21 protein-coding genes and 3 pseudogenes are annotated in these 24,918 nt (G+C 69.5%); 12 read left to right on the top strand and 12 right to left on the bottom strand.

What is annotated here, in order from left to right; translation table 11 throughout:
* Positions 1 to 4: 4 nt before the first annotated feature.
* From OG568_RS02380 to OG568_RS02370, 3 genes and pseudogenes are all read left to right on the top strand, one after another.
* Positions 5 to 1,009, top strand: a complete 1,005-nt coding sequence (locus OG568_RS02380) for a TauD/TfdA family dioxygenase (protein ID WP_329530053.1) — start codon at positions 5 to 7, stop codon at positions 1,007 to 1,009.
* Positions 1,010 to 1,041: 32 nt separating this feature from the next.
* Positions 1,042 to 2,076, top strand: a complete 1,035-nt coding sequence (sbnB, locus tag OG568_RS02375; protein ID WP_329530052.1) for a 2,3-diaminopropionate biosynthesis protein SbnB — start codon at positions 1,042 to 1,044, stop codon at positions 2,074 to 2,076.
* Positions 2,077 to 2,091: 15 nt separating this feature from the next.
* A pseudogene (locus tag OG568_RS02370) lies at positions 2,092 to 2,239 on the top strand (IclR family transcriptional regulator); the annotation flags it as partial.
* Here the strand turns inward: OG568_RS02370 and OG568_RS02365 are convergent.
* The gene (locus OG568_RS02365; RefSeq protein WP_329530051.1) at positions 2,223 to 2,648 is read right to left on the bottom strand and encodes an ATP-binding protein; all 426 of its coding nucleotides are present in this window, start codon (positions 2,646 to 2,648) and stop codon (positions 2,223 to 2,225) included. The pseudogene OG568_RS02370 and the gene OG568_RS02365 overlap by 17 nt on opposite strands.
* Positions 2,649 to 2,849: 201 nt before the next feature.
* Here OG568_RS02365 and OG568_RS02360 point away from each other — a divergent pair, with 201 nt between their 5' ends.
* Complete coding sequence (locus tag OG568_RS02360) at positions 2,850 to 3,617, top strand: IclR family transcriptional regulator (RefSeq protein ID WP_266424062.1); 768 nt, start codon at positions 2,850 to 2,852, stop codon at positions 3,615 to 3,617.
* A gap of 37 nt (positions 3,618 to 3,654) precedes the next feature.
* Complete coding sequence (glpK, locus tag OG568_RS02355; RefSeq protein ID WP_329530050.1) at positions 3,655 to 5,169, top strand: glycerol kinase GlpK; 1,515 nt, start codon at positions 3,655 to 3,657, stop codon at positions 5,167 to 5,169.
* Between the two features lie 108 nt (positions 5,170 to 5,277).
* Here glpK and OG568_RS02350 read toward each other — a convergent pair whose 3' ends face one another.
* The 4 genes from OG568_RS02350 to OG568_RS02335 all read right to left on the bottom strand — a co-directional run bounded on the left by OG568_RS02350 (position 5,278) and on the right by OG568_RS02335 (position 10,753).
* Positions 5,278 to 7,341, bottom strand: coding sequence for a DUF1996 domain-containing protein (locus OG568_RS02350; protein WP_329536241.1), 2,064 nt, complete (start codon positions 7,339 to 7,341; stop codon positions 5,278 to 5,280).
* A 214-nt stretch (positions 7,342 to 7,555) separates the two neighbouring features.
* Complete coding sequence (locus tag OG568_RS02345) at positions 7,556 to 8,839, bottom strand: sugar ABC transporter permease (RefSeq protein ID WP_329530049.1); 1,284 nt, start codon at positions 8,837 to 8,839, stop codon at positions 7,556 to 7,558.
* Positions 8,840 to 8,843: 4 nt separating this feature from the next.
* Entirely contained in the window at positions 8,844 to 9,626 is a 783-nt protein-coding gene (locus tag OG568_RS02340) for an ATP-binding cassette domain-containing protein (RefSeq protein WP_329530048.1), read from the bottom strand.
* 38 nt (positions 9,627 to 9,664) lie between these two features.
* A complete protein-coding gene (locus OG568_RS02335) occupies positions 9,665 to 10,753 on the bottom strand; it encodes a sugar ABC transporter substrate-binding protein (RefSeq protein ID WP_329530047.1) in 1,089 nt (362 codons plus the stop codon).
* A gap of 603 nt (positions 10,754 to 11,356) precedes the next feature.
* Here OG568_RS02335 and OG568_RS61215 point away from each other — a divergent pair.
* From OG568_RS61215 to OG568_RS02325, 3 genes and pseudogenes are all read left to right on the top strand, one after another.
* Positions 11,357 to 11,713 (top strand): annotated as a pseudogene (locus OG568_RS61215) (SpoIIE family protein phosphatase); the annotation flags it as partial.
* A gap of 186 nt (positions 11,714 to 11,899) precedes the next feature.
* Positions 11,900 to 12,277, top strand: a pseudogene (locus OG568_RS61210) (PP2C family protein-serine/threonine phosphatase); the annotation flags it as partial.
* A gap of 146 nt (positions 12,278 to 12,423) precedes the next feature.
* A complete protein-coding gene (locus tag OG568_RS02325) occupies positions 12,424 to 13,506 on the top strand; it encodes a sugar ABC transporter substrate-binding protein (protein WP_329530046.1) in 1,083 nt (360 codons plus the stop codon).
* Between the two features lie 19 nt (positions 13,507 to 13,525).
* On the opposite strand, the gene OG568_RS02320 is transcribed toward OG568_RS02325, so the two are convergent.
* On the bottom strand, positions 13,526 to 14,308 hold the full coding sequence (locus OG568_RS02320) for a polysaccharide deacetylase family protein (RefSeq protein WP_329530045.1): 783 nt from the start codon (positions 14,306 to 14,308) through the stop codon (positions 13,526 to 13,528).
* A gap of 85 nt (positions 14,309 to 14,393) precedes the next feature.
* Positions 14,394 to 15,011, bottom strand: a complete 618-nt coding sequence (locus OG568_RS61205; RefSeq protein ID WP_443077843.1) for a hypothetical protein — start codon at positions 15,009 to 15,011, stop codon at positions 14,394 to 14,396.
* A gap of 414 nt (positions 15,012 to 15,425) precedes the next feature.
* Here OG568_RS61205 and OG568_RS02315 point away from each other — a divergent pair, with 414 nt between their 5' ends.
* On the top strand, positions 15,426 to 16,148 hold the full coding sequence (locus tag OG568_RS02315) for a GNAT family N-acetyltransferase (RefSeq protein WP_329530044.1): 723 nt from the start codon (positions 15,426 to 15,428) through the stop codon (positions 16,146 to 16,148).
* Between the two features lie 94 nt (positions 16,149 to 16,242).
* Here the strand turns inward: OG568_RS02315 and OG568_RS02310 are convergent, their stop codons facing one another.
* A complete protein-coding gene (locus tag OG568_RS02310; protein ID WP_443077522.1) occupies positions 16,243 to 18,084 on the bottom strand; it encodes an MFS transporter in 1,842 nt (613 codons plus the stop codon).
* A complete protein-coding gene (locus OG568_RS02305) occupies positions 18,081 to 18,548 on the bottom strand; it encodes a MarR family winged helix-turn-helix transcriptional regulator (RefSeq protein ID WP_329530043.1) in 468 nt (155 codons plus the stop codon). The genes OG568_RS02310 and OG568_RS02305 overlap by 4 nt, the downstream gene beginning before the upstream one ends.
* Before the next feature lie 180 nt (positions 18,549 to 18,728).
* On the opposite strand from OG568_RS02305, the gene OG568_RS02300 reads away from it, so the two are divergent.
* Together OG568_RS02300 and OG568_RS02295 are read left to right on the top strand one after the other, a co-directional pair.
* The gene (locus OG568_RS02300) at positions 18,729 to 20,285 is read left to right on the top strand and encodes a hypothetical protein (protein WP_329530042.1); all 1,557 of its coding nucleotides are present in this window, start codon (positions 18,729 to 18,731) and stop codon (positions 20,283 to 20,285) included.
* Between the two features lie 23 nt (positions 20,286 to 20,308).
* Positions 20,309 to 21,118 carry a class I SAM-dependent methyltransferase gene (locus OG568_RS02295; RefSeq protein ID WP_329530041.1) on the top strand — a complete coding sequence of 270 codons (810 nt, stop codon included), beginning with the start codon at positions 20,309 to 20,311 and terminating at the stop codon, positions 21,116 to 21,118.
* A 444-nt stretch (positions 21,119 to 21,562) separates the two neighbouring features.
* Here OG568_RS02295 and OG568_RS02290 read toward each other — a convergent pair whose 3' ends face one another.
* Positions 21,563 to 23,539 carry a heavy metal translocating P-type ATPase gene (locus OG568_RS02290; RefSeq protein ID WP_329530040.1) on the bottom strand — a complete coding sequence of 659 codons (1,977 nt, stop codon included), beginning with the start codon at positions 23,537 to 23,539 and terminating at the stop codon, positions 21,563 to 21,565.
* A gap of 93 nt (positions 23,540 to 23,632) precedes the next feature.
* On the opposite strand from OG568_RS02290, the gene OG568_RS02285 reads away from it, so the two are divergent.
* Positions 23,633 to 24,019: an ArsR/SmtB family transcription factor gene (locus OG568_RS02285; RefSeq protein WP_329530039.1), complete on the top strand. Its 387-nt coding sequence runs from the start codon at positions 23,633 to 23,635 to the stop codon at positions 24,017 to 24,019.
* Between the two features lie 14 nt (positions 24,020 to 24,033).
* Here OG568_RS02285 and OG568_RS02280 read toward each other — a convergent pair whose 3' ends face one another.
* Positions 24,034 to 24,171 (bottom strand): hypothetical protein, encoded by a 138-nt coding sequence (locus tag OG568_RS02280; protein ID WP_329530038.1) that lies wholly within the window; start codon positions 24,169 to 24,171, stop codon positions 24,034 to 24,036.
* Positions 24,172 to 24,229: 58 nt separating this feature from the next.
* A complete protein-coding gene (locus OG568_RS02275) occupies positions 24,230 to 24,883 on the bottom strand; it encodes a TetR/AcrR family transcriptional regulator (RefSeq protein ID WP_266424015.1) in 654 nt (217 codons plus the stop codon).
* Positions 24,884 to 24,918 lie beyond the last annotated feature (35 nt).

Below are 24,918 nucleotides of genomic sequence, written 5' to 3'. Positions count from 1 at the left end.
CACCATGCCGTACGCGACCCCGGCGTCCCTGCCGGAGGTGGACCTGCACCCCGGCGGACCCCCGATTCTGCACATCGACACCCCCGACGACGCCCCTGCCTGGGCGGCCGAACACCGGCAGGCACTGCGCACCCTCGTCACCGAACACGGCGCGGTCCTCATCCGCGGCCTGCGGCTGCGCGACGTGGAGCACGCCGGCGCCGTCCTCCACCGCCTGGCCCCGGCCCTGATGACCGACAAGGAAGCCTTCGCCCCGCGCCGGACCCACACCCCGGGCGTGTACTCCTCCTCGACATGGCCGTCGAACCAGCCGATGTGCATGCACCACGAACTCAGCTACACCCTCCGGCCGCCAGGCCTCATGCTGTTCGCCTGCCTGACCGCACCCACCACCGGTGGAGCCACCGCCGTCGCCGACGCGTCCGCCGTCCTCGAGGCACTGCCCACCGAGCTGGTGCACCGCTTCGAACAGGAGGGCTGGCTGCTCACCCGCACCTACAACGACGAGATCGGCGCCCCGTACGCCGAGGCCTTCGGCACCGACGACCGGACCGCCATCGAGGACTACTGCCGCACCCACGCCATCGAGATCGCCTGGCAACCCGACGGGGGCCTGCGTACCCGGCAGCGCCGCCCCGCCGTGACGGCCCACCCGGTCACCGGCCGCCGCTGCTGGTTCAACCAGATCGCCTTCCTCAACGAATGGACGATCGAACCCGAGATCCGCGAATACCTCATCGACGTCTACGGCGCCGAAGGACTGCCGTTCAACACCCGCTTCGGAGGCGGCGACCCCATAGGCCCGGACACCGTCCAGCTCCTCAACGACACCTACACCGCCCGCACCACCCGCGAGCCGTGGCAGGCCGACGACCTCATGCTCGTCGACAATGTGCGCACCGCGCACAGCAGAGAGGCCTTCCAGGGACCACGCGAGGTGCTCGTCGCCATGGCCGAGCCGCTGCGCCTGGCCGAGTGCCCGCCGACCGGCGAGGTGAGCGCCGGATGACCACCGACCGTTCCCACGCAATGGAGTCCGTCATGTCCCAGCCGCACATCGTGCCACCGTTCGCGGTGATCTCCGGCGCCCAGGTCCAGCAGGCCCTGCAGGACCGGGAGAAGCAGATCGTGGACCTCGTCGAGGCCACCTATCACCTGCACGCCGCCGGCGAGTCGGTCAACCCGCCGTCCTACTTCCTGCGCTTCCCCGACCGACCCTCCGCCCGGATCATCGCGCTGCCCGCCTCGATCGGCGGGCCCGCGCGGGTGGACGGCCTCAAGTGGATCTCCAGCTTTCCCGACAACGTCCAGGCCGGTATCCCCAGGGCCTCCGCGGTCCTCATCCTCAACGACCACGACACGGGCTACCCCTTCGCCTGTCTGGAAAGCTCCATCATCAGCGCCACCAGAACGGCCGCATCCGCGGCACTGGCCGCCGACCACCTCACCCGCAACCGGCGCCGCCCCACCCGCATCGGGTTCATCGGGACGGGCCTGATCGCCCGCTACATCCACACCTTCCTGACCGCCGTGGGCTGGTCGTTCGACGAGATCGGCGTCCATGATCTGTCCGACGACAGCGCCGCCGGTTTCCGTGACCACGTCCGACAGACCAGCGTCGCCGGACAGATCACCGTGCACGAGAGTTCCGAGGCGGTCATCCGCTCCAGCGACCTCGTCGTCTTCGCGACCATCGCCGGCGAGCCACACATCAGCGACCCGGCCTGGTTCGGCCACAACCCGCTGGTCCTGCACGTGTCCCTGCGTGACCTCGCACCCGAGATCATCCTCGCCTCGGCCAACATCGTCGACGACGTCGACCACTGCCTCAAGGCCGACACCTCCCCGCACCTGGCCGAGCAGCTCACTGGCAACCGCGACTTCCTGCACGGCACACTCGCCGACGTCATGACCGGACGCGTGACACCCCCCACCGACCGGACCCTGGTGTTCTCGCCCTTCGGCCTGGGAGTACTCGACCTCGCCGTCGGCAAATACGTCTACGACGAGACGGCCCGCTCCGGGGAGCTCCACGTCGTCGAGGACTTCTTCCACGATCTGAGCCGGCACGGATGACCGGCCGGCTGCGCGCGGGCGCCGCGGGGGGATCCGTGGGTGGGGTTCGAGGACGCGGAGCATGCGACGACGCCGGGCAAGTGTGTGCTCAGGGCTGGACGACGAGTCGCGCAGGGGCTACCTGTCGCGGCATCCACCGGCGGATCTCACGCCTCGACGAGTTCGGCCCACCGGGTGATTCCGCCGGAATGGACACGTATGCCGTGCCGAGTCGCCAGTGCGTGGACGATCTCCTGGCCCCGGCCGTGCTCGTCCGGATCGATTCCCGGGGGCGACTGCCCGGCCGGAAGCGCGGATCCTGCGTCGGTCACTTCGACGCGCAGCGTGCTGAGCCCGTCGTTGCGTACCCATGACAGCCGCAGCTCCGCCGGAGGCAGGGCGTGGACGATCGCGTTGGTGAGCAGCTCCGAGACCACCAGGAGGGCGTCCTCGGCGATCTCGGGGGACACCTTCCAGTCGGCGAGAACCGCCTTCACACGTCGGCGTACGGCCGGTACGGCCTCGGCGACGTGCGGCAACGGACCGACGTGTTCGACCGCCTCCCGAAGCATCGTATTGAGCTGTGCCGCCATCTGTTCTCCTCCGGTGAGCGCTGCCGGCCGGTTGCCGGGCCTCAGCGCGCGTTGCCGGGCCTCAGTGCACGTTAGGAAGCGAAGGGGAGGCCGGTCAATGAATGGCGGTCGCCATTACCGAACGCTCACCCCCGGCCGGTCGTGAACCGGCGGCGGCCTGCATGTGAAGCGAAGCCCCCGTGGCGGTACTAGGCTCGCCTCATGGCCGGCCCAGTCCAGTCGATCGAACGGGCGGCGGCGATCTTGCGCCTGCTCGCCGGTGGGCCCCGTCGACTCGGGCTCGGCGAGGTGGCGGCCTCGCTCGGGCTGGCGAAGGGCACGGCCCACGGCATTCTGCGCACCCTCCAGCACGTGGATTTCGTGGAGCAGGACGCGGGGACCGGAAAGTACCAGCTCGGTGCCGCACTGCTGCACCTGGGCACCAGCTATCTCGACGTGAACGAGCTGCGGTCGCGCTCCATCAACTGGGCCGATGCCCTGGCCGCCCGTAGTGGTGAGGCGGTCCGCCTCGGCACCCCCTTCGAGGGCCAGGTCCTGGTGATCCACCATGTGTTTCGGCCGGACGACACGCTCCAGACCCTGGACGTGGGCTCACTTCTGCCACTGCACGCCTCCTCGCTGGGCAAGGTTCTGCTGGCGTTCGGCACCGCCACCCTCGAGTCGGCTTCGGAAGCCGGGCTGGAGGCGTACACCCGGCACACTGTGGTCGTCCCCGAGAAACTCACCCGGTCACTCGCCGGGATCCGGGAACTGGGCTGGGCCGCGGAGGTCCAGGAAATGAGCATGGGCGAAGCCGCCATCGCCTCGCCGATCCGGGGGCACGGCGGCCTCGTGGTGGGTGCCATCGGCCTCTCCGGCCCGATCGAGAGAATCTGCGACAGTCACGGCCGTCCTCGGCCGAACCTGATCACCCTGCTCCGCGAGGCCGCACGGGCGATCTCCAGAGATCTGGGAGCAGCACGCTCGTAGAACTCCGCCTCCTCGACCTCGGAAGGCAGACCCGATCATGGTTGAACGGTATGTGATGTCCATCGATCAGGGCACCAACTCCACCCGATGCATTCTGTTCGACCACCATGGGCGACTGGTGTCGGTCGCCCAGCGGGAGCATCAGCAGCACTTTCCCAGGCCCGGCTGGGTCGAGCACGACGCCGTCGAGATCTGGCGCAATCTGCGGCGCATCGTGCCCGAGGCGCTCTCCGACGTCGGCGTCGGCGCGGCGGAGATCGCCGCCATCGGCATCGCCAATCAGCGGGAGACGACGGTGCTCTGGGACCGGCGTACGGGCGCACCGCTGGGCAGGGCGATCGTCTGGCAGGACATCCGTACCGCACCGCTCGTCGAGGACCTGAGAAACCAGCCCGGAGACGAGTTCTTTCTCGAGCGTTGCGGCCTGCCCCCCTCGACCTACTTCTCGGCGCCGCGGATCCGCTGGCTGTTCGACCATGTGAACGGACTGGACCAGCGCGCCAAGGACGGCGAGGTGCTGTTCGGCACCATGGAGAGCTGGCTGATCTGGAACCTCACCGGCGGCACGGAGGGTGGTCTGCACATCACCGACGCCACCAATGCCAGCCGCACCATGCTGATGAACATCCGCGCGCTCACCTGGGACGAGGAGCTTCTGGACTTCTTCGGGGTTCCCCGTCCCATGCTGCCCGAGATCCGGTCCTCGGCCGAGGGCTACGGCGATGCCCGCTCGCTCCTCCCGGGCGTTCGCATCACGGCCGCCCTCGGTGATCAGCAGGCCGCCCTGTTCGGCCAGACCTGCTTCTCACCGGGTGAGGCGAAGTGCACGTACGGAACGGGCAGCTTCCTGCTGCTCAACACCGGTACCGATGTCGTACGGTCCCGGCACGGACTCCTCACCACCGTCGCCTACAAGATCGGGGACCAGCCCCCGGCGTACGCCCTGGAGGGGTCGATAGCCGTCACCGGCTCGCTGGTCCAGTGGTTCCGCGACCGGCTGGGACTGATCAACAGCGCGCCGGAGATCGAGACGCTCGCGCGGACGGTCGAGGACAACGGCGGCTGCTACATCGTTCCCGCGTTCTCGGGTCTGTTCGCGCCCCACTGGCGCAGCGACGCACGCGGAGTCATCGTCGGTCTCACCTCGTACATCACCAAGGGACACCTGGCCCGAGCCGTCCTGGAGGCCACCGGCTGGCAGACGCGCGAGGTCGTCGACGCCATGAACGCCGACTTCTCGGTCGCGCTGAAGGAGCTCAAGGTGGACGGTGGCATGACCGCGGACAACCTGCTCATGCAGTTCGTGGCCGACGTGCTCGATGTGCCCGTGGTGCGGCCCATGGTCGCCGAGACGGTTTCCCTCGGCGCCGCCTACGCCGCGGGCCTCGCCGCCGGCTACTGGCCGGACCTGGAAGTACTGCGCCGTAACTGGCACCGGGCCGCCCAATGGCTTCCGGACATGGCCCCCGAGCGGCGAGAGCTGGAATACGACAACTGGCAGCGAGCCGTCGAGCGGTCGCTGGGGTGGATCAAACCGCCGAGGTCCACGTGATTCCGCCGGGCGAGGACCGTGTCGTCGAGCCGGGAACGCCGACGACGGCGCCGCCCGTACCCGCGGCGTGCGGGTACGGGCGGCGCGGTGATTTCGGCCGGGGGTGCGTCACACGGAGGTGCGCCGGATGCGGACCAGGAGCACCAGGCCCGCGATCACGAGAACGCCTCCGCCCGCGGCGGGCCAGAGGTTCGTGCCGGTGTCGGCCAGATCGCCCGTGACCGCTTGCGGTTCGGTCTGCGACTGAGACTGCGACGTGTCCTGCGCTGTCGCCTGCGTGGACGGAGCGTCCTCGCCCGTGGCCGGCGTCTGCTCGGGGTGGGTCGCATCGGTGCCGTGGTCGTCGTTCGAGCCGCCCTGCGGTGCGGCGGCCGCGTCGCTCCCCGCGGCCGAGGGCTTCGTGTCCGCCTTGGGTACGACGCCACTGTTGCCGGTGGCCTGGCCGCCGTTCGCCGGTTCGGTGGTGCGCGGCGTACTGGCCGGGGGCTGCGTGGTCTGCGTGTCCGTGGGGGTGGCGGAGGCCGTCGCGTCGTTGCCGCCGGACGAGGCGTCAGGACTCGGTGTCGGCTCGTCCTGAGACGGCTCACCCGTACCGGCGCCGCCGCCGTTACCCTCCCCAGCATTGCCGTTGCCGTTGCCGTTGCCGGTGCCATTGCCGCCGGCACCGTCATCGTCACCGCCGCCGGCTCCTCCACCGGCACCGTCGCCGCACTGGCGGCCGGCGTTGATGCAGTCCACCATCTCCCGCATGAGGGAGGCGTCGAAGACGTTGATGAAGTCGTCGTGGTCGGTGATCGCCTTGTGCACCTGCTCCGGGAACCCGTCCACCGCGTACGGGTTCTTCACCTGGCCGTTCTCGAGGGTCGGCGCCGGAACGTCGTAGACCAGCCGCATCGTCAGCTGCGGGATCGCCTTGAAGCCGCCCGAGCAGTTGCCGTCGGCGCCGGCGAAGGCCACGTGCGTACGGTGGTTGGCGCTGTCGATGTTCTGGCCGTCCCAGCAGCTCTGGAAGGCGAACGACCGCACCACGCTGCTGCCCTGGGGGCAGATCGGGTACTTGTCCGTCAACTGCACCTTGTCCTCGAAGCCGGTGCAGCTCCAGTGGGCGTTGGCGTTCGCCGGACCGTTGGTGAACGCCTTGGCGTCGCCGGTGATGATGCGCAGGAACGTCGGCATCTCGACGACCTTGCTCTGCGGGTTGCCGATGAACTCGATCTGCGCCTGCTTGGCCTGCAGGACCTTCCCGACGTTGCCCTCCAGGCCGCCGCCGTTCTTGTCGGCGTCGAACTCCTGCGTACCGTCCTGGACTCGGAGCACCGGCCAGTAGTACGTGGACTTGTCGCCCTGGTTCTGGCAGGTGGTCTCGGCCTTGGCGAGATCGTCGTTCGTGGCGAACGCGTCGTTCGACTGGTTGCCGACGTAGTCGTGCAGGTGGTGGGCGCCGTTGGTGACACCGGGGGCGACGATCACGTTGTCGGTGTTGAACTTCTTGTTGGCGTTCACACCGCACGAGCTGGTGAACGTGCCGGTCGAGGCGCTGCCGCCGTTGCCCGGCTTCTGCGGCACGTTCGGCTGGACCGTCGTGATGTCCACGAAGTCCGCGGCGACGGGGCCGCTGACGCCACTCGCGCCGCCGCCCTGCTGACCGCCGTTCTGATTGCCGTTGTTGTTCTGCTGCTGGCCATTGTCGTTCTGGCCACCGGCGTTGTTCTGGGTCTGGTCCGCGGGGACCGCCTTGCAAGTGGCGAGCGCGTCAAGCGAGTTCGGGGCTTCGGCGCCCGCGTCCTGGAAGTCGGTCTTGATGCGGTCGATGACCGCACCCCGCTTCTCCTTCAGCGGCGCGAGGATCGCGTTCTGGATGAAGTTCGCGTCCTGTGCCTGCGCCTGCTGCTCCGAGGTCAGTCGTGCATACGCTTCGGAGACCTGCTGGTCGAGGAGGGCGAGTTCCTTGTCGACGGCCTCCCTCGCTTGCTGCGGCACCTCCGCGAGTTGGCTGCCCACGTCCGGACAGTCGATCGTGGCGGCTCCCGAGGACCAGGTCTGGTTCGCCTGCTGACCGGGCGCACCGTCCGAGCCGCTTTCGGTGGCTGAAGCGTAGACATTGACCGCTACGAGCCCTCCTCCGCCCAATATCAGCGCGGCTGCGGCGAAAGTCGCACGCTGTGCCCCCATGGGGCGTCTGCGCGTATTGCGTCTCACGTGTGTACTCCTACGTCCCGTTGCAGGCCCGGCATGGAAATCCCCCATGCCATACGCAGACGAGCCCGGCAGCGTTCAAACGCCTCACGAATTCACAGCAGCCTCGTAGCTCGGCGCCAAACATGCCACGCTTCGGGGCAGGTCGGCCGCCACGGGAGCGCAGTTGGATCAGTGGACCGGTCACCCGTCAAGCCCGTCCGTGTGCCTTCTGCGAGCGGCGCGACAGTGAGTCGATGAGCACCGCGGCGAAGAGCACCCCGCCCGTGATGACGAACTGGACGGCGGCGGGGGTGTCCGTGAGCGCCATGCCTGAGGCGATCGACTGGATGATCAGCATGCCGAGCGCCGCGGACCAGGTGGTGCCGCGCCCTCCGAACAGGCTGGCGCCTCCGATGACGGCTGCCGCGATGGCGTTGAGCAGCAGGACGCCCGAGCCCGAACTCTGGCTCACCGAGGTGATGCGCGACGCGAGGAACAGACCGCCGATCGCTGCCATGGTGCCCGAGATCGCGAGCACCGAGGTCTGTACCCGCGTCACGCTGAGGCTGGCGCGACGGGCTGCCTCGACACTGCCCCCGACTGCGTAGATCTGCCGCCCGTAGTGCGTGTGGCGGAGCACGATGTCGAGGCCGGCCACCACGGCGAGGAAGATCAGGAGGGCGAGCGGCAGGCCCTGGAAGCGGTTGAGCAGATACGCGCCGGTGAACGCGACCACTGCGAGAGCTCCGGTGCGCGCGGTGATCCCCCCGAGTGAGCGGTGCGGCATGCCGACGGTCTTGCGGCGCCGCCTGTCCTGGTAGTGGACGAGGAAGAAGATGGTCGCGGCGATCGCCGCCAGGCCGTAGGCGGCACCGTCGTTGGTGAAGTAGTAGCTGGTCAGTTTGGCGACGAGCCCGTTCTCGTCGAGGTTGACGGTGCCGCTGGTCCCGAGGATGGACAGCATGAAGCCGTTCCAGGTGAGCAGTCCCGCGAGCGTGACGACGAACGCCGGCACCCGGGTCCTGGCGAAGGAGAAGCCCTGGATGGTTCCCGCCGCGGTACCCGCGAGCACCCCGATGATGGCGGCAAGCCATTCGGGCACGCCGTTGTCCACGTTCAGAACGGCGAAGACGGCCGCCGCGAGACCGCTGATCGAGCCGACCGACAGGTCGAGTTCACCGATCAGCAGAACGAAGACGATGCCGACCGCGATGAGACCGGTGCCCGCGACGTCCACGCTGAGATTGGACAGGTTCCGGGGCGAGAGGAAGCTCTGGTTCAGGGACTGGAAGGTGATCCAGACCGCGGCGAGGACGAGGAGGACGGGCAGCGAGCCCACTTCGCCGGCGCTCAGTTTGTGCCGCGAGACGGTGACCCATCGCTCGGCGGCGCGCGCGAGGGCATGGGCGACGGCCCGCCGACGGCGGGGCCGAGGGTCCTCGGCGTGGGCTGCGGTGGGTTCGGCCCGAGCGTTGTCCGCCGTCCTGCGCATCCCTTCACCACCCCGACTCGTGGGAGGCCATCCGGTGGGGCACGTTCTCCGTGGCGCCGGTGACGGAGGAGATGATCTGTTCCTGAGATGCGGTGTTCACGTCGAAGAAGCCGTTGTTGCGACCGAGCCGCAGCACGGCGGCCCGGTCCGCGAGAGCTTTGACGTCGCTCATGTTGTGACTGATGAGCAGTACTCCCAGGCCGCGGTCGCGCAGTTGGTCGACGAGGTCCAGGACCTCGCGCGTCTGCTCGAACCCCAGAGCCGCGGTCGGTTCGTCCAGGAGGAGAACCCGTGGGTTGCCGAGGAGCGAGCGGGCGATGGCGACCGTCTGCCGCTGGCCACTGGACAGCGAGACGGTGGGGACGCGCAGATCGGGAACACCTTTGGTCAGGCGTTCCAACAGGTGTTTGGTGCGGCGCTCCATCTCCACCTCGTCGAGGAAGCCGAACCTGCGGATCTCCCGCCCGAGGAACAGATTGCCGACGACATCGAGGTTCCCGCACAGCGCGAGGTCCTGGTAGACGGTGGCGATGCCGAGGTCCCGGGCGTCGTGGGGGCGTTTGATGTGCACCGCCCGGCCCTCCCACTCGATGGTTCCCTTGTCCGCGGGGACGACCCCGGAGATGACATTGACCAGGGTGGATTTGCCGGCCCCGTTGTCCCCCAGAAGAGCTACGACCTGGCCGGCGTAAATGTCCAGTTCGATGTCCGTGAGGACCTCGACGACGCCGAAGCGCTTGCAGACGCCGCGCAACGCCAGCAAGGGGGGAGTCGGCACGGAAACCATCTCCTTCCCGGGGTCCGTACCTGGTCGGAACCCACCCGTCAGGTGAGCCCCGCCTTGCCGCACGCTGCCCTGAGCCGGGGGGTGCAGATCTGCTGGACCGTGTACACGCCGTCCTTCACCAAGGTGTTCTTGATGTTGTCGACGGTCACGGACACGGGCGTGAGCAAGGCGGCGGGAACCGTCTTGCCGCCGCGGACCCTCACCTTGCCGGTGGTAACCCGGTCGAGGCTCTCATGGCGGACCGCGGCCACGGCCATCGCGGCGCCGGTGGAAGCCTCGGGCCCGAAGGGCTTGTAGACGGTCATGTACTGATCGCCGCCGACCATGCGCCGAAGGGCTGCCAGTTCGGCGTCCTGCCCGGTGACGGGGGGCAGCGGGGCGACCTTGTTGGCCTTGAGGGCGGAGATGGCGCCGGCGGCGAGGCCGTCGTTGGCGGCGTAGACCCCCTGGATGTGGGCGACGCCGAGGGCGGAGATGGCGCCGGACATGTCGAGGTTCGCGGTCTCCGGCCTCCACTGGAGGATGTCGTAGGCCTTGCCGATCTTCACTCTCCCTTCGAGTACGGACAGTGCGCCCTTCTTGAACGACACCGCGTTGGGGTCGCTGGGATCGCCGTTCATCATGACGATCTCGCCGGTGCGCGCCTTGGTGCCCATCGCCTTCAGCAGCGCCCTGCCCTGGAGTCTGCCGACCTCCTCGCCGTCGAAGGAGACATAACCCGAGATCGGACCCTCGGCGAGACGGTCGTAGGCGATGACCGGGATACCCGCCGCATGGGCTTTCTTGACCGCGGCGCCTAGCGCTCTGGAGTCGACGGCGACGAGCATGATGGCATCGACCCCCCTGGTGATCATCGAGTCCATCTGTTCCCGCTGGGTGGCCACATCGCCCTTGGCATTGACATGCTCGAGCTTGCAGTTGTGGCACAGCTCCGTGATCTTCTTCTCGAGCAAGGGCTCGTCCTGTGTCTCCCAGCGAGTCGTGGTGATGTCCGGCAGCAGCAGACCGATCGTGAGGGTGTTTCCGCCGTGGGAGTCGTTCCCGGCGTCCTGCCCGCAGGCCGCGAGAGCGACGGCCGTCGAGATCGCGGTCATGACGATGACCACGCCCCGGATGCAGGCGTTCATACGAGAGACCTCCCTTGCGCGCCGACATCGCGGCGTGGTGCCAAGGGCTCCCGAGAGGGTCGGCCGGGAGGTACGTACCTCTTGTGACGGGGCGCGACGGCGCGGATCGCGTCGAACCGGGTGGCCACGTAGGCATGGAGGTTCAGGCGCGCACCGGCCCGCGCTCTCACGCACGGATGCGGCTCCGGTGGTCGCGGTGCGTCGTCGCCCGCCTCGGCCAGGTGGGCCACACCCTGCCTCGTCACCCGGCCACGCGTACGGCCGACACGAGCCCAGCAGCGGACAGACGGCCACGACACCGGTGCCGAACGTCCGCCTGAAACGCACCGCGGAAGTGGCAAGACGACCACGTCGTAAGTGTGACACCGGCTGAGGTGATCTGCGAACGCTGCGACTCCGGCCATGGACGCTCGCCGCCGGGCCCCGAATGCGACATACCGAGGCCCCGGAACGCCCTCTCGCGTCGGGTGACCGCTCTCAGGAGCGAGTGGTCTTACCACGACGGGGATATGTCTGATTGATGCACATATACGATTCTGTTGTGCGGGTGCCTGGTTTCCGTCCGTCGGCACCTGACGCATCGACGGGAGGTAGGTCGCGGACATGCCTCATGACGGCCGTGCCCAGGCCGGGGTCTCGGAGCCACCGGCATGCGAGGCCGACGTCGCGGACACCGGTTCACCGCCCCCGATGCCGGAGGCGGTGACGAGTGAGCGGACTCTGACGTTCGCGGGAGTGGCGCTGACAGCGGTCTATGTGCGCCTGCCTCTGTCCGGTGACTCACCCGCGACGCACGCCTTCCGCACCGGCCGGCCCCTGTGGCTGAATCCCGCGGCACTCACCGACTACTTCGAGGGCGGGCCCACGCCCCCGCGTGCGGAGACGTCGCTCGCCGCGCTGCCACTCGCGGCGGAGGGCGGGCGACTGGGCTGCCTCGTCGTCGTGGGCCCTTCCATGGACGGCTTCGAGGCCGAGCAACGCCGCTTCCTGGAGCGGTACGCCGACGCGGTCGTCGACGTGCTCCGGGCGGGGACCGGCCTGCCCGCTCCGTCGTCGCCGCTCGGCCCGACACCGCAGCGTCTGCGCGTCGGCTCGTTCGTCCTGACGCCGGACACCGGCCGGATCGAGGCGGACGAGACACTCTTGGAGCGGTTCCTGCTGACCGCCACCGCGGTGCTGGTGGGGCAGGCCCTCAAGCGTGCGCGTGCGCACGACGCGGAGCAGGAGCTCGCGACGATGCTGCGGCGCAGTCTGCTGCCCCGGCGCCTGCCCGAGCTGCCCGGAGGGACGGCCGTCGCCCGCTATCTGCCCGCCGAGCGGGGGTTGCAGGTGGGCGGTGACTGGTACGACGTCATCGCCCTCTCCGAGGACCGGGTGGCGCTGGTCATCGGCGACGTGCAAGGACACAGCGCCGGAGCCGCGACGATCATGGGCCAGATGCGTACCGCGATCAGTGCGTACGCCGTGGAGGGCCCCCCTCCCGACGTGGTCGTCTCGCACACCAACCGGCTCCGCGTCGACCTGGTGCTGCGCGGGGACCGGGTACGCGTCTGCGTGAGCGACTGCTCGCCGCGTGCCCCCGCCAAGCAGGTGTGGAGCGAGACCGTCGTGCCGCGGGGCGAGCGGGTTCCCGCGGACTCGGGGCCCCGGACCGAACGAGGGGGTCTGCCATGAGGACCCGTACTTGGCATGTCATCGCGGCGCTCGTCGCAGGATTCATGACGACGTCCCTCGCCGCCTGCGAAGAGGAAGAGGAGAAGGGCACGGACGGCTTCACCGTCGGCCTGCTGCTCCCGAGCCGAACCGTCCCCCGCTGGGAGCGGTCCGACAGGCCGCTGATCGAGAAGCGGCTGAAGCAGCTGTGTCCCCACTGCACCATGGAGTACGCCAACGCCCAGAACGACGCGATGAGGCAGCGGCAACAGATGAGCTCCATGGTCACCAAAGGGGTCAGGGTTCTGATCCTCGACGCGACCGACGCCAGGGCGCTGCGCTCCTCGATCCAGGAGGCGCGCGAGGCGGGGGTCCCCGTCATCGCCTACGACCGGCTCGCCGAAGGCCCGATCTCGGGGTACGTCAGTTTCGACGGTGCGCAGGTCGGCAGGCTCCAGGGCGAGGCGCTCCTGAAGGCCATGGGCGACAAGGCGAACGGCGGAAACGTCGTCATGATGAACGGCGATCCGACCAGCCCCAACGCGGCCCTGTACCGGGGCGGCGCACTGTCCGTCGTCTCCGGCAAGGTGAAGATCGGCAGGTCGTACGACACCCAGGGCTGGAGTACGGACAGCGCTCACGCCAACATGTCCACCGCGATGGCGGCCCTCGGCCCGGACCGTATCGACGGCGTCCTGGCGGCCAACGACGCCATAGCCGCAGGCGTCATCTCGGCTCTCAAGAGTGCCGGCGTCAAGGAGCTTCCTCCCGTCACCGGCCAGGACGCCGACCTCGACGCCGTGCAGCGCATCGTCAGGGGCGAGCAGTACATGACGGTGTACAAGTCCTTCAAGGCGGAGGCCGACGCGGCTGCCGCCATGGCCGTCGCCCTGGGGCGCGGAGGGGATCTCCGCGAGGTCGCCACGACCACGGCCGACAGCCCCACCACCAGGCGCATCCCCTCCGTCCTGCTCACTCCGAGTGCGGTGACGGTGGACGACATCAACCCGACACTGCTGAAGGACGGGATGTACACCGTCGACGAGATCTGCACCCCCGAGCTCCGGCCTGCCTGCGACGAGGCCGGACTCACCAGGTAACGGGACGAGTGACGGGTACTCAGCGCACGGGAAAACCGAAGGTGTATCCCTGCTGCTTCAGCCAGGGCAGGACTTCGCGCAGGGCGGCCACGGTCTGGGAGCGGTCTCCGCCGGCGTCGTGGAAGAGGACGGTCGGGCCGTTGGAGATCTCACTCTTGACGGTGGTGATGATGGAGTTGGTGCCGGGGCGTTCGAAGTCCTTGGAGTCGACGTTCCAGCCCAGTGGCCGCATGCCCTGCGCGGCGGCGAGGTGGCGGCTGTAGGGGGTGAAGGCGCCGCCGGGGGCGCGGTAGTACAGCGGGCGGACGCCTCCGGAGGCCTGGGTGATCATGCGTGCGGCGTCCAGGATCTGCTGGGACTGGTAGGCCTGGGATTTGGTGTCCATGGTGGTGTCGTGCGAGACGGTGTGGTCACACAGCCGGTGCCCGGCGGCCACCACCGCCTTGACCAGGTCGGGGTGGGCCTGGGCCTGGGTGCCGACCATGCAGAAAGTGGCTTTGACGCCGTTGTCCCGCAGCACCTGCAGGACTTGGGGTGTCCAGGTGGGGTCCGGTCCGTCGTCGATGGTGATGTTGACACCCCGGGCCCCTCGGTCCGAGGCGTGGGCGATGTCCACCGACACCGGCTTCCCGCCGGGAGCCTTGGCCCCGGTGTTCGACGTGCCGGCGTGGGCCGAACTGTGCTGCCCCGCGACGGGATTGGCCTGGGCGGTCCATATGGAGGTGGCGGCAGCCGCCGCCGTCACGCCGACCGCCGCCGCGAGCACCCGCCTGTGCCAACCCCGTCCGCCATGCCGTGCCATGTCCGCCCCACTCCTCGCCGTCCTTGTACATCTCGTGCACCCATGAGGACGGAAGAGGGACGCCGTTGGATGCGTCCGTTACCGATCAAGGACAATTTCGCGGGATTCGGGGACAGGGCGGTGACACAACGAAGGGGGGGAAGCCCTCAACTCCCCGGCCGTGGCTGCTGCTATGATTAACCGTGAGCTTCCCGCCCGAACGAACGGCGGCGAGCCTGGCGTTGGTGGTCCAAGGAAAGACGCCCCGCTTCCTGCGGGGAAATGCAGGTGCAAGGCCTGCCCGGCGCTCCGCAGAGCCCCTTCCGGTACTCCGGAAGGGGCTCGTTTTTTGTCGCCGTGACGACCTGATCAGCCGGGGGACCGGCTTGTCCCCGGCTGACCTCCGGCCACAGGGGTCCATGGTCCGCTCCTGACCGACCGTCAGTGTCATTGCCGCCGGACGCAGTCCGGGTGCGCTTGCGGTGAGTGTGACGCGGCCCGGACTCTTCGCCGGCCGGAGGATCGCGAGTGCCTGCCCGTGCCAGGTGTCGCGGCGTGGTCGTCCGAAGCCGTTGACGTTGTGCGGGTTGCCGTTGCCCACGGTGGCGAGCTCATCCGCGCCGTCGACCTGGAACGTCACTCCGAGCGCCGCGTCAGGGACGAGACGGCCATGCCTGTCGGCCACTTCGACGAGCACGTGCGCGAGATCGTCGCGGCTCGTGATCGTCGTAGAGCCGCTGTTCCTTCATCGCCATGTCGTCCACCCCGCCAAGTGATTCGGTATCCCGAACGAAAGTCAGAGAGTTGAACTGTCGTAGACATGGCAGGACTGGAGCGGTGGAGCCGTCGGGTCAAGACGGCGGACGTCACCGGCCGACGGCCTGCGTGTACAGATGAAAGCCCGGCTGGACGGGGGAGGCCAGCCGGGCCGTAGGTGGTGGCGTGCGGAGGGCGGTCGCCTCTCGGCGGAAGGCTCCATGGGGCTTCAGCCGGACGATCGTCCCCATGGGCTGTAGGTGAGGCCCGGGGACACTGTCCCCTCCGCAGCCACGTACTGGTCAACGGGCAACAGTCCCGGGTTGTTCCGCAGTTGGGGCCGGGCGGCGTGTGAGCTGGGGCACGCTGGCAGGATGGGGCCATGCCGAGGGAAGTGCTGCTGGTCAGAGCCCGTGGGCTGTGGGAGGGGCTGGCCGGAGTGCCGGTGTCGTTCGCGCCGACGGGTGGTGTGCGCGTGGTCGTCTCCCCGGAGTCCGCGCTGTGCCCGCTCGGCTGGGTCGGGGTGGTGGCTCTGAGCGGATCGGCGATCGTGACCGTGCCGAGCCAGAGTGCCGCCGTGATCGTTCGCGACGCGCTGGCGAGTCTGCCGGTGGAAGACGTCGTGGACGGCGTTGTGGTCCGGGAGGTGCTGCCTGTGGCTCGGGTGCTTGGGCCGGCGACACTGGCATACGCGTCTCCGGAGGGTTTCCGCTCGGTGGAAGCCGGTGCGTTGACAGTGGAGCAACTGCCCTCCGGCGACCTGGAGCTGCGGCTCCTGGAACAGGTGGCGGGTCATGAGGACGCTGGTGAGGCCGCCCTGGACGAGATCACGTCCCCCGTGTTCGTGGTCCGGGAACACGGTCAGGTGGTTGCCGCTGCGGGGTATCGGGCCTGGCCGGGCCGGGCCGCCCAGATCGGCGTACTGACGGCGCCACAAGCGCGAGGGCGAGGACTGGCACGGGTGACGGGCTCGGCGGCGGTCGCGCATGCCCTCGCTGCCGGCCTCCTGCCGCAGTGGCGTGCGCGGCCCCCTGCCTCCCGGCGTGTCGCCGCCGTATTGGGGTTCGAGGAACTGGGCTCCCAACTCAGCCTGGAGATCGCGTAGAAGGAGTCGGGGACCGTTGTCGGCCCGCCTCCTCGAACACGGAGGATGGACCGGTACCGCACTGTCCCTGGCTCACACCAGCGGCTTCGCCCGGTTACGAGGGTGCGTTGTCCCGGCGCTGTGCTGCCTGCGGCGGGTCGGCCGGGGCGGGCGGTCGGCTCTGCGGAGGGTTGTCCTGAGCGGGACGCCGCCCGCCGCGCAGGGCCGAGGCGACCGCGGAGACCAGCGCCATGCCCGCGGCGACGCCGAAGACGATGGCCAGTCCGTGGTGGAACGGGCCGGAGACCAGATTCGGGAAGAACGTGTGACCGGTCAGGGTGGCGCGCTGGGTCGCGGAGAGGTGGTTGAGGGCTCCGTCGGACGCGAGCAGGTGCTCGATGGGGTTGTTGCCCAGGAACGTGGCGAACAGCGTGCTCACCGGAGGCAGCGATGCCGCGTGCTCGGCCGCGCCGGCCGGTACGCCGTGGGCCTGGAGTCCGCCGCTGAGCGCCCTGGGCAGCGATGAAGCCAGCCCGGAGACCATCAGGGAGAAGAACACGCCGATCGACAGGGCGGTGCCCGAGTTCTGGAACGTGGAGCGCATGCCCGAGGCGACGCCCCGGTACTCCGGCGGCACACTGCCCATGATCGAGGACGTGTTCGGCGCGGAGAACATGCCCTGGCCCAGCCCGTTGAGGAGGAGCAGCGCGGCGAAGAGCCCGTAGTCGAAGTTGATGGGCAGTGCGAGCAGTCCGAGGAAGGAACCCGCGACGACGACCAGGCCGACCGTGGAGAACATCCGGGCGCCGAACCGGTCCGACAGGTAGCCGGAGACGGGCCCCGCGATCAGGAAGCCCAGCGTCAGCGGCAGCATGAAGATGCCCGCCCACAACGGGGTGTCCTCGTACGCGTAGCCGTGCAGGGGCAGCCAGATGCCCTGCAGCCAGATGATGAGCATGAACTGTAGCCCGCCGCGTGCGATCGCGGTCAGCAGCGCGGCCAGGTTGCCGGCGGCGAACGCCCGCACCTTGAACAGGGACAGGGTGAACATGGGGTCGGCGACGCGCGACTCGACGTAGCAGAAGAGCAGCAGCAGTACGACGCCGCCGATCAGGCCGGTGAGCACCCACGGATTGCCCCAGCCGGTGGCGTGGGAGCCGTAGGGCTGGATGCCGTAGGTGATGCCGGCCAGCAGGATTCCGGCGCCCGCGGCGAAGGTGATGTTGCCCAGCCAGTCGATGCGGCCGGGGCGGCCCGCCGAGGTCTCGCGCAGGCTCAGGTACGACCAGATCGTGCCGGTGATGCTGATCGGCACGCTCACCCAGAAGACCGCGCGCCAGTCGACGACGGCGAGCAGGCCGCCGGCGAGGAGTCCGAGGAACTGGCCGGCGAGCGCGGTGATCTGGTTGATACCGAGGGCCATTCCGCGCTGCCGGGCAGGGAAGGCGTCGGTGAGTATCGCGGCCGAGTTGGCGGTGAGCATGGAACCGCCGAAGGCCTGCACGATGCGCCAGAGAATCAGCCACATCGCGCCGGCGCCGGCCCGGAACGGGTCGAGGGACAGCGCGACGGAGGCACAGGCGAAGATGAGGAAGCCGAGGTTGTAGATCTTGACCCGGCCGTACATGTCGCCGAGCCGGCCGAGCACGACGACGAGTACGGCCGACACCAGGAGATAGCCCAGGATCATCCAGAGCAGATAGCCGATGTTGCCGGGCGCGAGCGGGTCGAGCCCGATCCCGCGGAAGATCGCGGGCAGCGAGATGATCACGATGGAGGCGTCCATCGTGGCGATCAGTACCCCGAGCGTGGTGTTGGACAGAGCGACCCACTTGTAGCCGGGGCCCGGGGGTGAGTCCTTCCGGCGCGTGGCGCGCGGAGCACGCGGGGCCGATGCTCCGCCTCCTCGCGGCTGGCCCGGGTGTCGGTCGCCGGCACCGGGGGTGCGCGCGTTCACAGTCGTTCCGCCAGTCGGTCGAGGAGGGGCAGGGCCGACGCGAGTGTCTCTCGCTCCTCCGTGGTGAACTCGTCGAGGACGGCCGAGAGCCGGTGTACGGACTCGGAGCGCCGCTCCGCCAGCATGGTCCGTCCCTCCTCGGTGATCGCCACGATGATCCGTCGCCGGTCCGCCGCGTCGGAGCCACGGCCGACGAGCCCGCGCTGTTCGAGCACGGCGAGCGTGCTGGCCATCGCCTGTGGCCGTACGCGTTCCAGGTCGGCGAGGGATCCCGGCGAGCTGGGGCCGTCGGCGGCGAGCCGCGCGAGCACGGAGACACCGGAGAGCGACACGTCCCCCACGGCGTGGGCCTGGCGCAGTCGCCGGGTCATGCGACCGACGGCGAGGCGAAGGCCGGCGGCGAGCCGGGTGGTGTCGCCGGGACCGCGGATGTGATCGGGACCTGCTTCTGCATCCACCTGCATAATTACTTACGATAGGTTTATCAGCCTAGGCTGATAAACCAAATGTTAGTAATTATTGGGGTGGCGACCGGATATCGGGTCTGTCGCCAGGAGTGCCGCGCACCCTCTGTCGCGATCGAACGATTGAACGTACCCTGACAAGTCATAGAACTTCGGGCGTGATTGACTGGGGGAGCCGTCATGTCCTGGGACAACAACGGCCTGCGCGCCGGATTCGTCGTACCGCCGATGCCGAGCGCGCCGCCGCGCGCTCCCGCTGATGGGCTGCGAGCGGCCGCGGTGGCACTGCTGAACCTCTGTGGACTGGGCCTGGGTTATGCGCTGGTGCGCCGGTGGGGACTGATGGCGCTGTGCTGGGTCGCGACCGCGATTCTGCTCTTCGTCGCCCTGCCCGCGGACCCGGACGGTGTCCCCGGTGGAGCCGTCGTCACCTACCTGATCTTTCTTGGTCTCGCGGCCGTCCACGGTGCGGTCGTGGGTCTGCGGACCCGTCTGGTGTGGCCGCCGCGCGCCTGGGTCGCGGGCGCGCTCGGTGTCGTACTGCTGGCCGTGCCGGCCGGAGGCGTCGTTCTGTACGACGGCGCGCGTGACGAGGCCACCGAGGCGATGCTCATCGATCGGCTGGAGCGGGCGGACAAGCTTGTCCAGACCGCCGGGAAGCAGCCGTTCGCGACGGCGCAGGCCGATTACCGCCGGTCACTGGCCGTCTACCAGGGCCTGCGCAACGACCACCCCGGCTCGCGCGCGGCCGCCCGCGTCCCCGACCGCCTCAAGACGTACTACGCCACCGTCGGTTCGTCCTACGCTCGGAAGAACTACTGCGACGCGATAGCGCCCTTGAAGTACCTCCGCACCGTACCGAGGACCATGGGCAAGCAGGCGCTCGGAGCACTGTCCACCTGGCCCGACGACCGGCTGGCGACCTCACTCTATGAGTGTGCGTCGCAGTCTCTGAGCGGCGGCGAGGCGGACTGGACCACGCACTTCAGCGACCTCCTGTCGACCTTCCCGCGGTCCGCGTCGGCCGCGAAGGTGGAACCGGCGGTCAAAGCGGAGGTCGACAAGGCCGTGCGTCAGGTGGATGGCGGCGACCCCTGCGCGGCCGTCCAGCGCCTCGACAGCCTCGGCACCCAGGTCGCCGCGCTGCCGGGAGAACAGGCGGGCGTGGCCGCGGCCCTCGACAAAGACGCCGACAGGGCCAACACGACCGCGGACTCGGGTACGTACGCCTGCGGTGTGGACCAGTACAAGGACGGGAACTTCGACGAGGCCATCACCACCATGGACGACTTCGTCAAGAACAACCCGCACCACAAGAACCGGGCCCGCGCCCAGAAGATCGCCATCGCGGCGGAAATCGCCCAGACAGTGCCCGCCGCGGGCAAGAGACTGCCTACAACGGCATCCGGCGGCAGCATCTCCGTCACCGTCAAGAACGACAGCCCCGACGACATCACCGTGATGTACACGGGACCCGTGACGGGAAGCTTCCCTCTCAAGGCATGCGGAAGCTGCACTTCCTACTCCCTCTCCAGCACACTGGTGCCGGGCTTCACGCCGTGTCACGACAATGGGAAGAACTACCCGCAGCGGACCATCCAACTTCCCACCGGTACCACGTACTTCGTCCACAAGGCCCGGAGCGGAACCGGAAAGTCCCCTGCCTCGGACACGGCCAAGCTGAGGTCCGGCTACATCTACACCGAGTGCGCCTACACGACGAGCTTCGGCTACTGACGGCCGGGCCGTCCGGTGAGACGATGAGGTTCGAACCCGATCTGTACCGTGGCACCGCCGGATACTACGACCGGTTCCGGCTTGCCTACCCCGACGCGTTGATCGCCGACCTCCTACGCCGGGCGGCCCCGTCGGGCCGCGGGCGTCTGCTCGATCTGGCATGCGGTACCGGCCAACTCGCCTTCCCGCTGCGCGGCCGGTTCGCGGACGTATGGTGCGTGGACGCCGAACCCGACATGACCGAGGCGGTCCGCGCGAAGGCGAGCACCGTCGCCGCGGCCCACATCCATACGATCACCGTCCGCGCCGAGGATCTGCCCGCAGAGCCGGACGGCTTCGAGCTCATCGTCATCGGCAACGCCTTCCACCGGCTCCACCGCACCCTGATCGCCGAGCGCGCCTACACCTGGCTCAAGCCCGGCGGCTGCCTCGCACTGTGCTGGTCGACCTCCCCGTGGGCAGGCCCCCAGGACTGGCAGCGGACACTCGACAGCACGCTGCGCACATGGCGGAACGCCCTTGGCGCGGCCGGACGCGTTCCGCCAGGCTGGGACCAGCCAAGGCAGCGCGACCCCGACCACGATGTGTTGTCCCGTGCGGGGTTCGAGCCTGGGGGACGCCACGAGTTCTCGGTCGAGCACCGCTGGACGATCCGCGAACTCGCCGGGCACATCCGGTCGACATCGTTCCTGCCGCCGCAGGTGCTCGCGGACCGCGCCGACGCCTTCGACGCCGACCTCACCGCCGAACTCGGCCGCCACACGGCCAACGACCGCCTCACCGACACAGTCAGCTTCGCCTACGAACTGGCCCGCAAGCCCGCACTCGCGTGAACGCCGGGACCAGGTGGCTCCAGACGGGGCCGCAGTTCAGGCGGGGTGGTCGTCTTGAGACTGTCCCGGAGCCGCCCGGCGCGCCGCTCGTCATCCGACAGGGCGGCGGGCCGACCGCGGCCGCCCTCGGCGCGGTGGCTTTCGCGGCCTTCTTCGCGCCGGTGTTCGAGAACATCGGAGTCGTACTCGACGAGTCCACCCTGCTGCCCGACCTCAGCGCCGCGCTCTACCGTGCCGTGGCCAAGTTCCCGGGCGTGCGCGTCGTGGAGAGCGTCAAGGACGGGGCGGGGCGGACCGGTATCGGCCTCACGTATACGAGCTCCAAGAGCTCCTCAACGAGTGCGAGCGAGAGTCAGCCGTCAGAGGGCGTCCGGTTCGTCGGCGGTGCTCGGTCACCGGCCGCCCCTGTCGGGGCGGCCGTGCGGCTGCGGCGGGTGCGCTCGCTCACGTGGTGTCCTTGCCGAGGGGGTTGGTCCAGGCGTGTTCGCGCAGGAGGCGCAGGCCGTTGAGGCCGACGATGACGGTGGAGCCTTCGTGGCCGGCGACGCCGAGCGGGAGCGGGAGGGTGGCCATCAGGTCCCAGGCCACCAGCGCGGTGATGAAGATCCCGGCGATGACCAGGTTCTGCACGACGAGGCGGCGGGCCCTGAGGGAGAGGGTCACGATCGCGGGGATGGTGGCGAGTTCGTCGCGGACGACGACGGCATCGGCGGTCTCCAGCGCGAGATCGGAGCCTGCCTTTCCCATCGCGATGCCGGTGTGCGCGGCGGCCAGGGCCGGGGCGTCGTTGACGCCGTCGCCGACCACCAGCACCCGGCGGCCTTCGGCCTCCCATGCCTGGACGGCGGTCACCTTGTCCTGCGGGAGCAGCCCGGCGCGGACGTCGGTGATGCCGACCTCGGCGGCCAGACGGTGGGCTGCGCGCTCGTTGTCGCCGGTCAGCAGAACCGGGGCCCGGCCGGTGAGTTCGGTGAGCGCGGCCACCGTCGTCTTCGCGTCGGGGCGGAGCCGGTCGGCGATGCCCAGCACCCCGACCTGCGTGCCGTCGCGCAGGACGAGGACTGCGGTGTGGCCCTCGTCTTCGAGCGTCCGCACCGCGCCGCCGCTCTCCTGGCCGCCCGTGGAGGTGAGGCGGGTCGGGGAGCCGACCTGGACGGTGCGGCCGCCGATCGTGGCGGTGACGCCGGCGCCAGGGGCTGAGGTGAAGTCGGTGGCCGCGGCGAGGGTGAGGCCGCGTTCGCGGGCGGCCTGGACGACGGCACGGGCCAGGGGGTGCTCGCTGGGGTGCTCGGCCGCCGCCGCCAGCGCCAGCAGCCCGTCTTCGTCCAGACCCGAAGCGGGCGCGGGGCGGATGTCGGTGACGCGCGGGGTGCCCTCGGTGAGGGTGCCGGTCTTGTCGAGCGCCACGGCGTCGACCTGCCCCAGCCGCTCCATCACGACGGCCGACTTCGCCAGCACGCCGTGGCGGCCCGCGTTGGCGATGGCGGACAGCAGCGGCGGCATCGTGGACAGCACCACCGCGCACGGGGAGGCGACAATCATGAACGTCATCGCCCGGAGCAGAGCGGGCTGCAGGTCGGAGCCGAAGGCGAGCGGGATCGCGAAGACGGCGAGCGTGGCGGTGACCATGCCGATCGAATACCGCTGCTCGATCTTCTCGATGAACAGCTGGGTGGGCGCCTTGGTCTCGGAGGCTTCCTCGACCATCTTCACGATCCGTGCGATCACCGAGTCCTCCGGGTCACGCTCGACGCGGACCCGCAGGGCGCCGGTGCCGTTCACGGTGCCGGCGAACACCTCGTCCCGTACCTGCTTGGCCACCGGCAGCGGCTCGCCGGTGATGGTGGCCTGGTCTACGTCACTGGTTCCCTCCAGGACCTGGCCGTCGGCGCCGACCCGCTCGCCGGGCCGCACCAGGATCGTGTCGCCCACGGTCAGGGAGTGGGCCGGGACACTCTCCTCCCCGCCATCCGGCAGGAGTCGGGTCGCGGTGGTCGGCGCGAGGTCGAGCAGACCCCGCACCGAGTCGGCCGTCCGCGCGGTCGCGACGGCCTCCAGGGCACCGGAGGTGGCGAAGATGACGATCAGCAGCGCACCGTCGAGGATCTGGCCGATGGCGGCGGCGCCGAGCGCCGCGACGACCATCAGCAGATCCACGTCCAGGATCTTGTCCTTCAGGGCCTTCAGGCCCTCCCGACCCGGCTCCCAGCCGCCTGTGATGTAGACGGCGGCGTACGGCGGGACCCACAACCAGGCCGGAGCGCCGAGGAGATCCAGCGGGAGGGCGATCAGGAACAGCACCAGTGCGGCCAGCGCCCATCGGGCCTCCGGCAGCGCCAGGACCCGCGTGCGCCGCTTCGGCGGCGCCGGGCGCGGCCCGGCGGCGGGCGGCGCGGGTCGCTGATCCAGGGCAGAAGGCATGACAAAACGACCCTTCACGGGCGGACGGGGCAACGCCGTCACCATACAGGAATATCTGAACAGGTCTTCAGGTGTCACCGGTATGCTGTCCCCATGGGCCATGGAACCGACACCGCCGGCAGCGCCACCACCCGCGAGCGCCTCGACGCCGTCGGCACCGCCGACGTCGCCGCCACCCTGCAGGCTCTCGCCACCCCCTCGCGGCTGCACATCCTGGCCCGGCTCCAGGAAGGCCCCTGCGCGGTCGGTGACCTCGCGGAGGCCGTAGGGATGGAAGCCTCGGCCTGCTCCCATCAGCTGCGCCTGCTGCGCAACCTCGGGCTGGTCACCGGGGAGCGCCACGGCCGCTCGATCATCTACGCCCTCTACGACAACCACGTCGCCGAACTGCTCGACCAGGCGCTGTACCACGTCGAGCACCTGCGGATGGGTGTCCGCGACGCCTCCGCGGCCGTGCCCGAGCCCGTTGCCGCCGACTGAGATCTGCGCGTCGGCTACCGGGGCGGCTTCGTGGCGTGTTCGGAGTGGGCGGCGCCGACGTAGCGCATCGCGGTCTGCTCCGTGATCCCGAACAGGCGCATCAGTGAGCGGTTGGTCCTGTTGCAGGTGTGCCGAGGCGCGGGTGTCTCCATCCCTCCTTGCCCAGTGAACGCCCCAACCCCCACCCTGCCGCGGTGGATGCGGTGGCGCCTACCGCTTCCGGGCTGAAGGGGGCAAGAGCGTGGCGGTGAGTGTGGCGGCCAGCCATTCCTCGTACGTGTCGGTCGACCAGCCCCGTCCTGCTGTGAGCTGGGTGTACAACTGTGGGCCGGCCAGGGCCCAGAGGGCGTCCGCCAGATGGGCCGGATCCGCTTCAGGACCCAGCGCGCCGGCCTCGTCGAGGTGGGTGACGAACGCGGTGACGGCGGTGAGCCGCTCCCGTTCACCGATCTCCAGGACCTCCCCGACGTCCGGCCCGGCCTGGCTCAGCAGTGTGAACAGTGGGGCGATCCGTTCATGGATTCCGCGCACGTACGCGGCGTAGAGCCGGAGCTTGGCGCCCGGCTCCGTCGTCCGCAGGATCTCTCGCGTCTGGGGGCGATCCGTCATGGGGACCGGTTCGTCGTCTCCGGCCAGCGTGATGTCCCACAGAGCCTTGACCATGCCCGGTTTGCCACCGAACGTCTTGTACACCGTTTCGGCGGAGACACCCGCCCGCTCGGCCACGGCACGCACGGTCGTGGCGTGGTAGCCGTCCTGGAAGAGCAGCTCACGGCATGCCGTCAGCACCGCGGCGCGGTTGCGGTGCGCGGCCTCGCGCCGGCGCTCGGAGTTGTAGGTCCGGCGTGGCGTCTCGTCTGACATCGGCGCACCCTCCAAATTTGCTACAGTCGACTGTA

The sequence above is a fragment of the Streptomyces sp. NBC_01450 genome, assembly GCF_036227505.1.
GTDB lineage: Bacteria > Actinomycetota > Actinomycetes > Streptomycetales > Streptomycetaceae > Streptomyces.
This window is presented reverse-complemented; position numbering and strand designations above follow the sequence as displayed.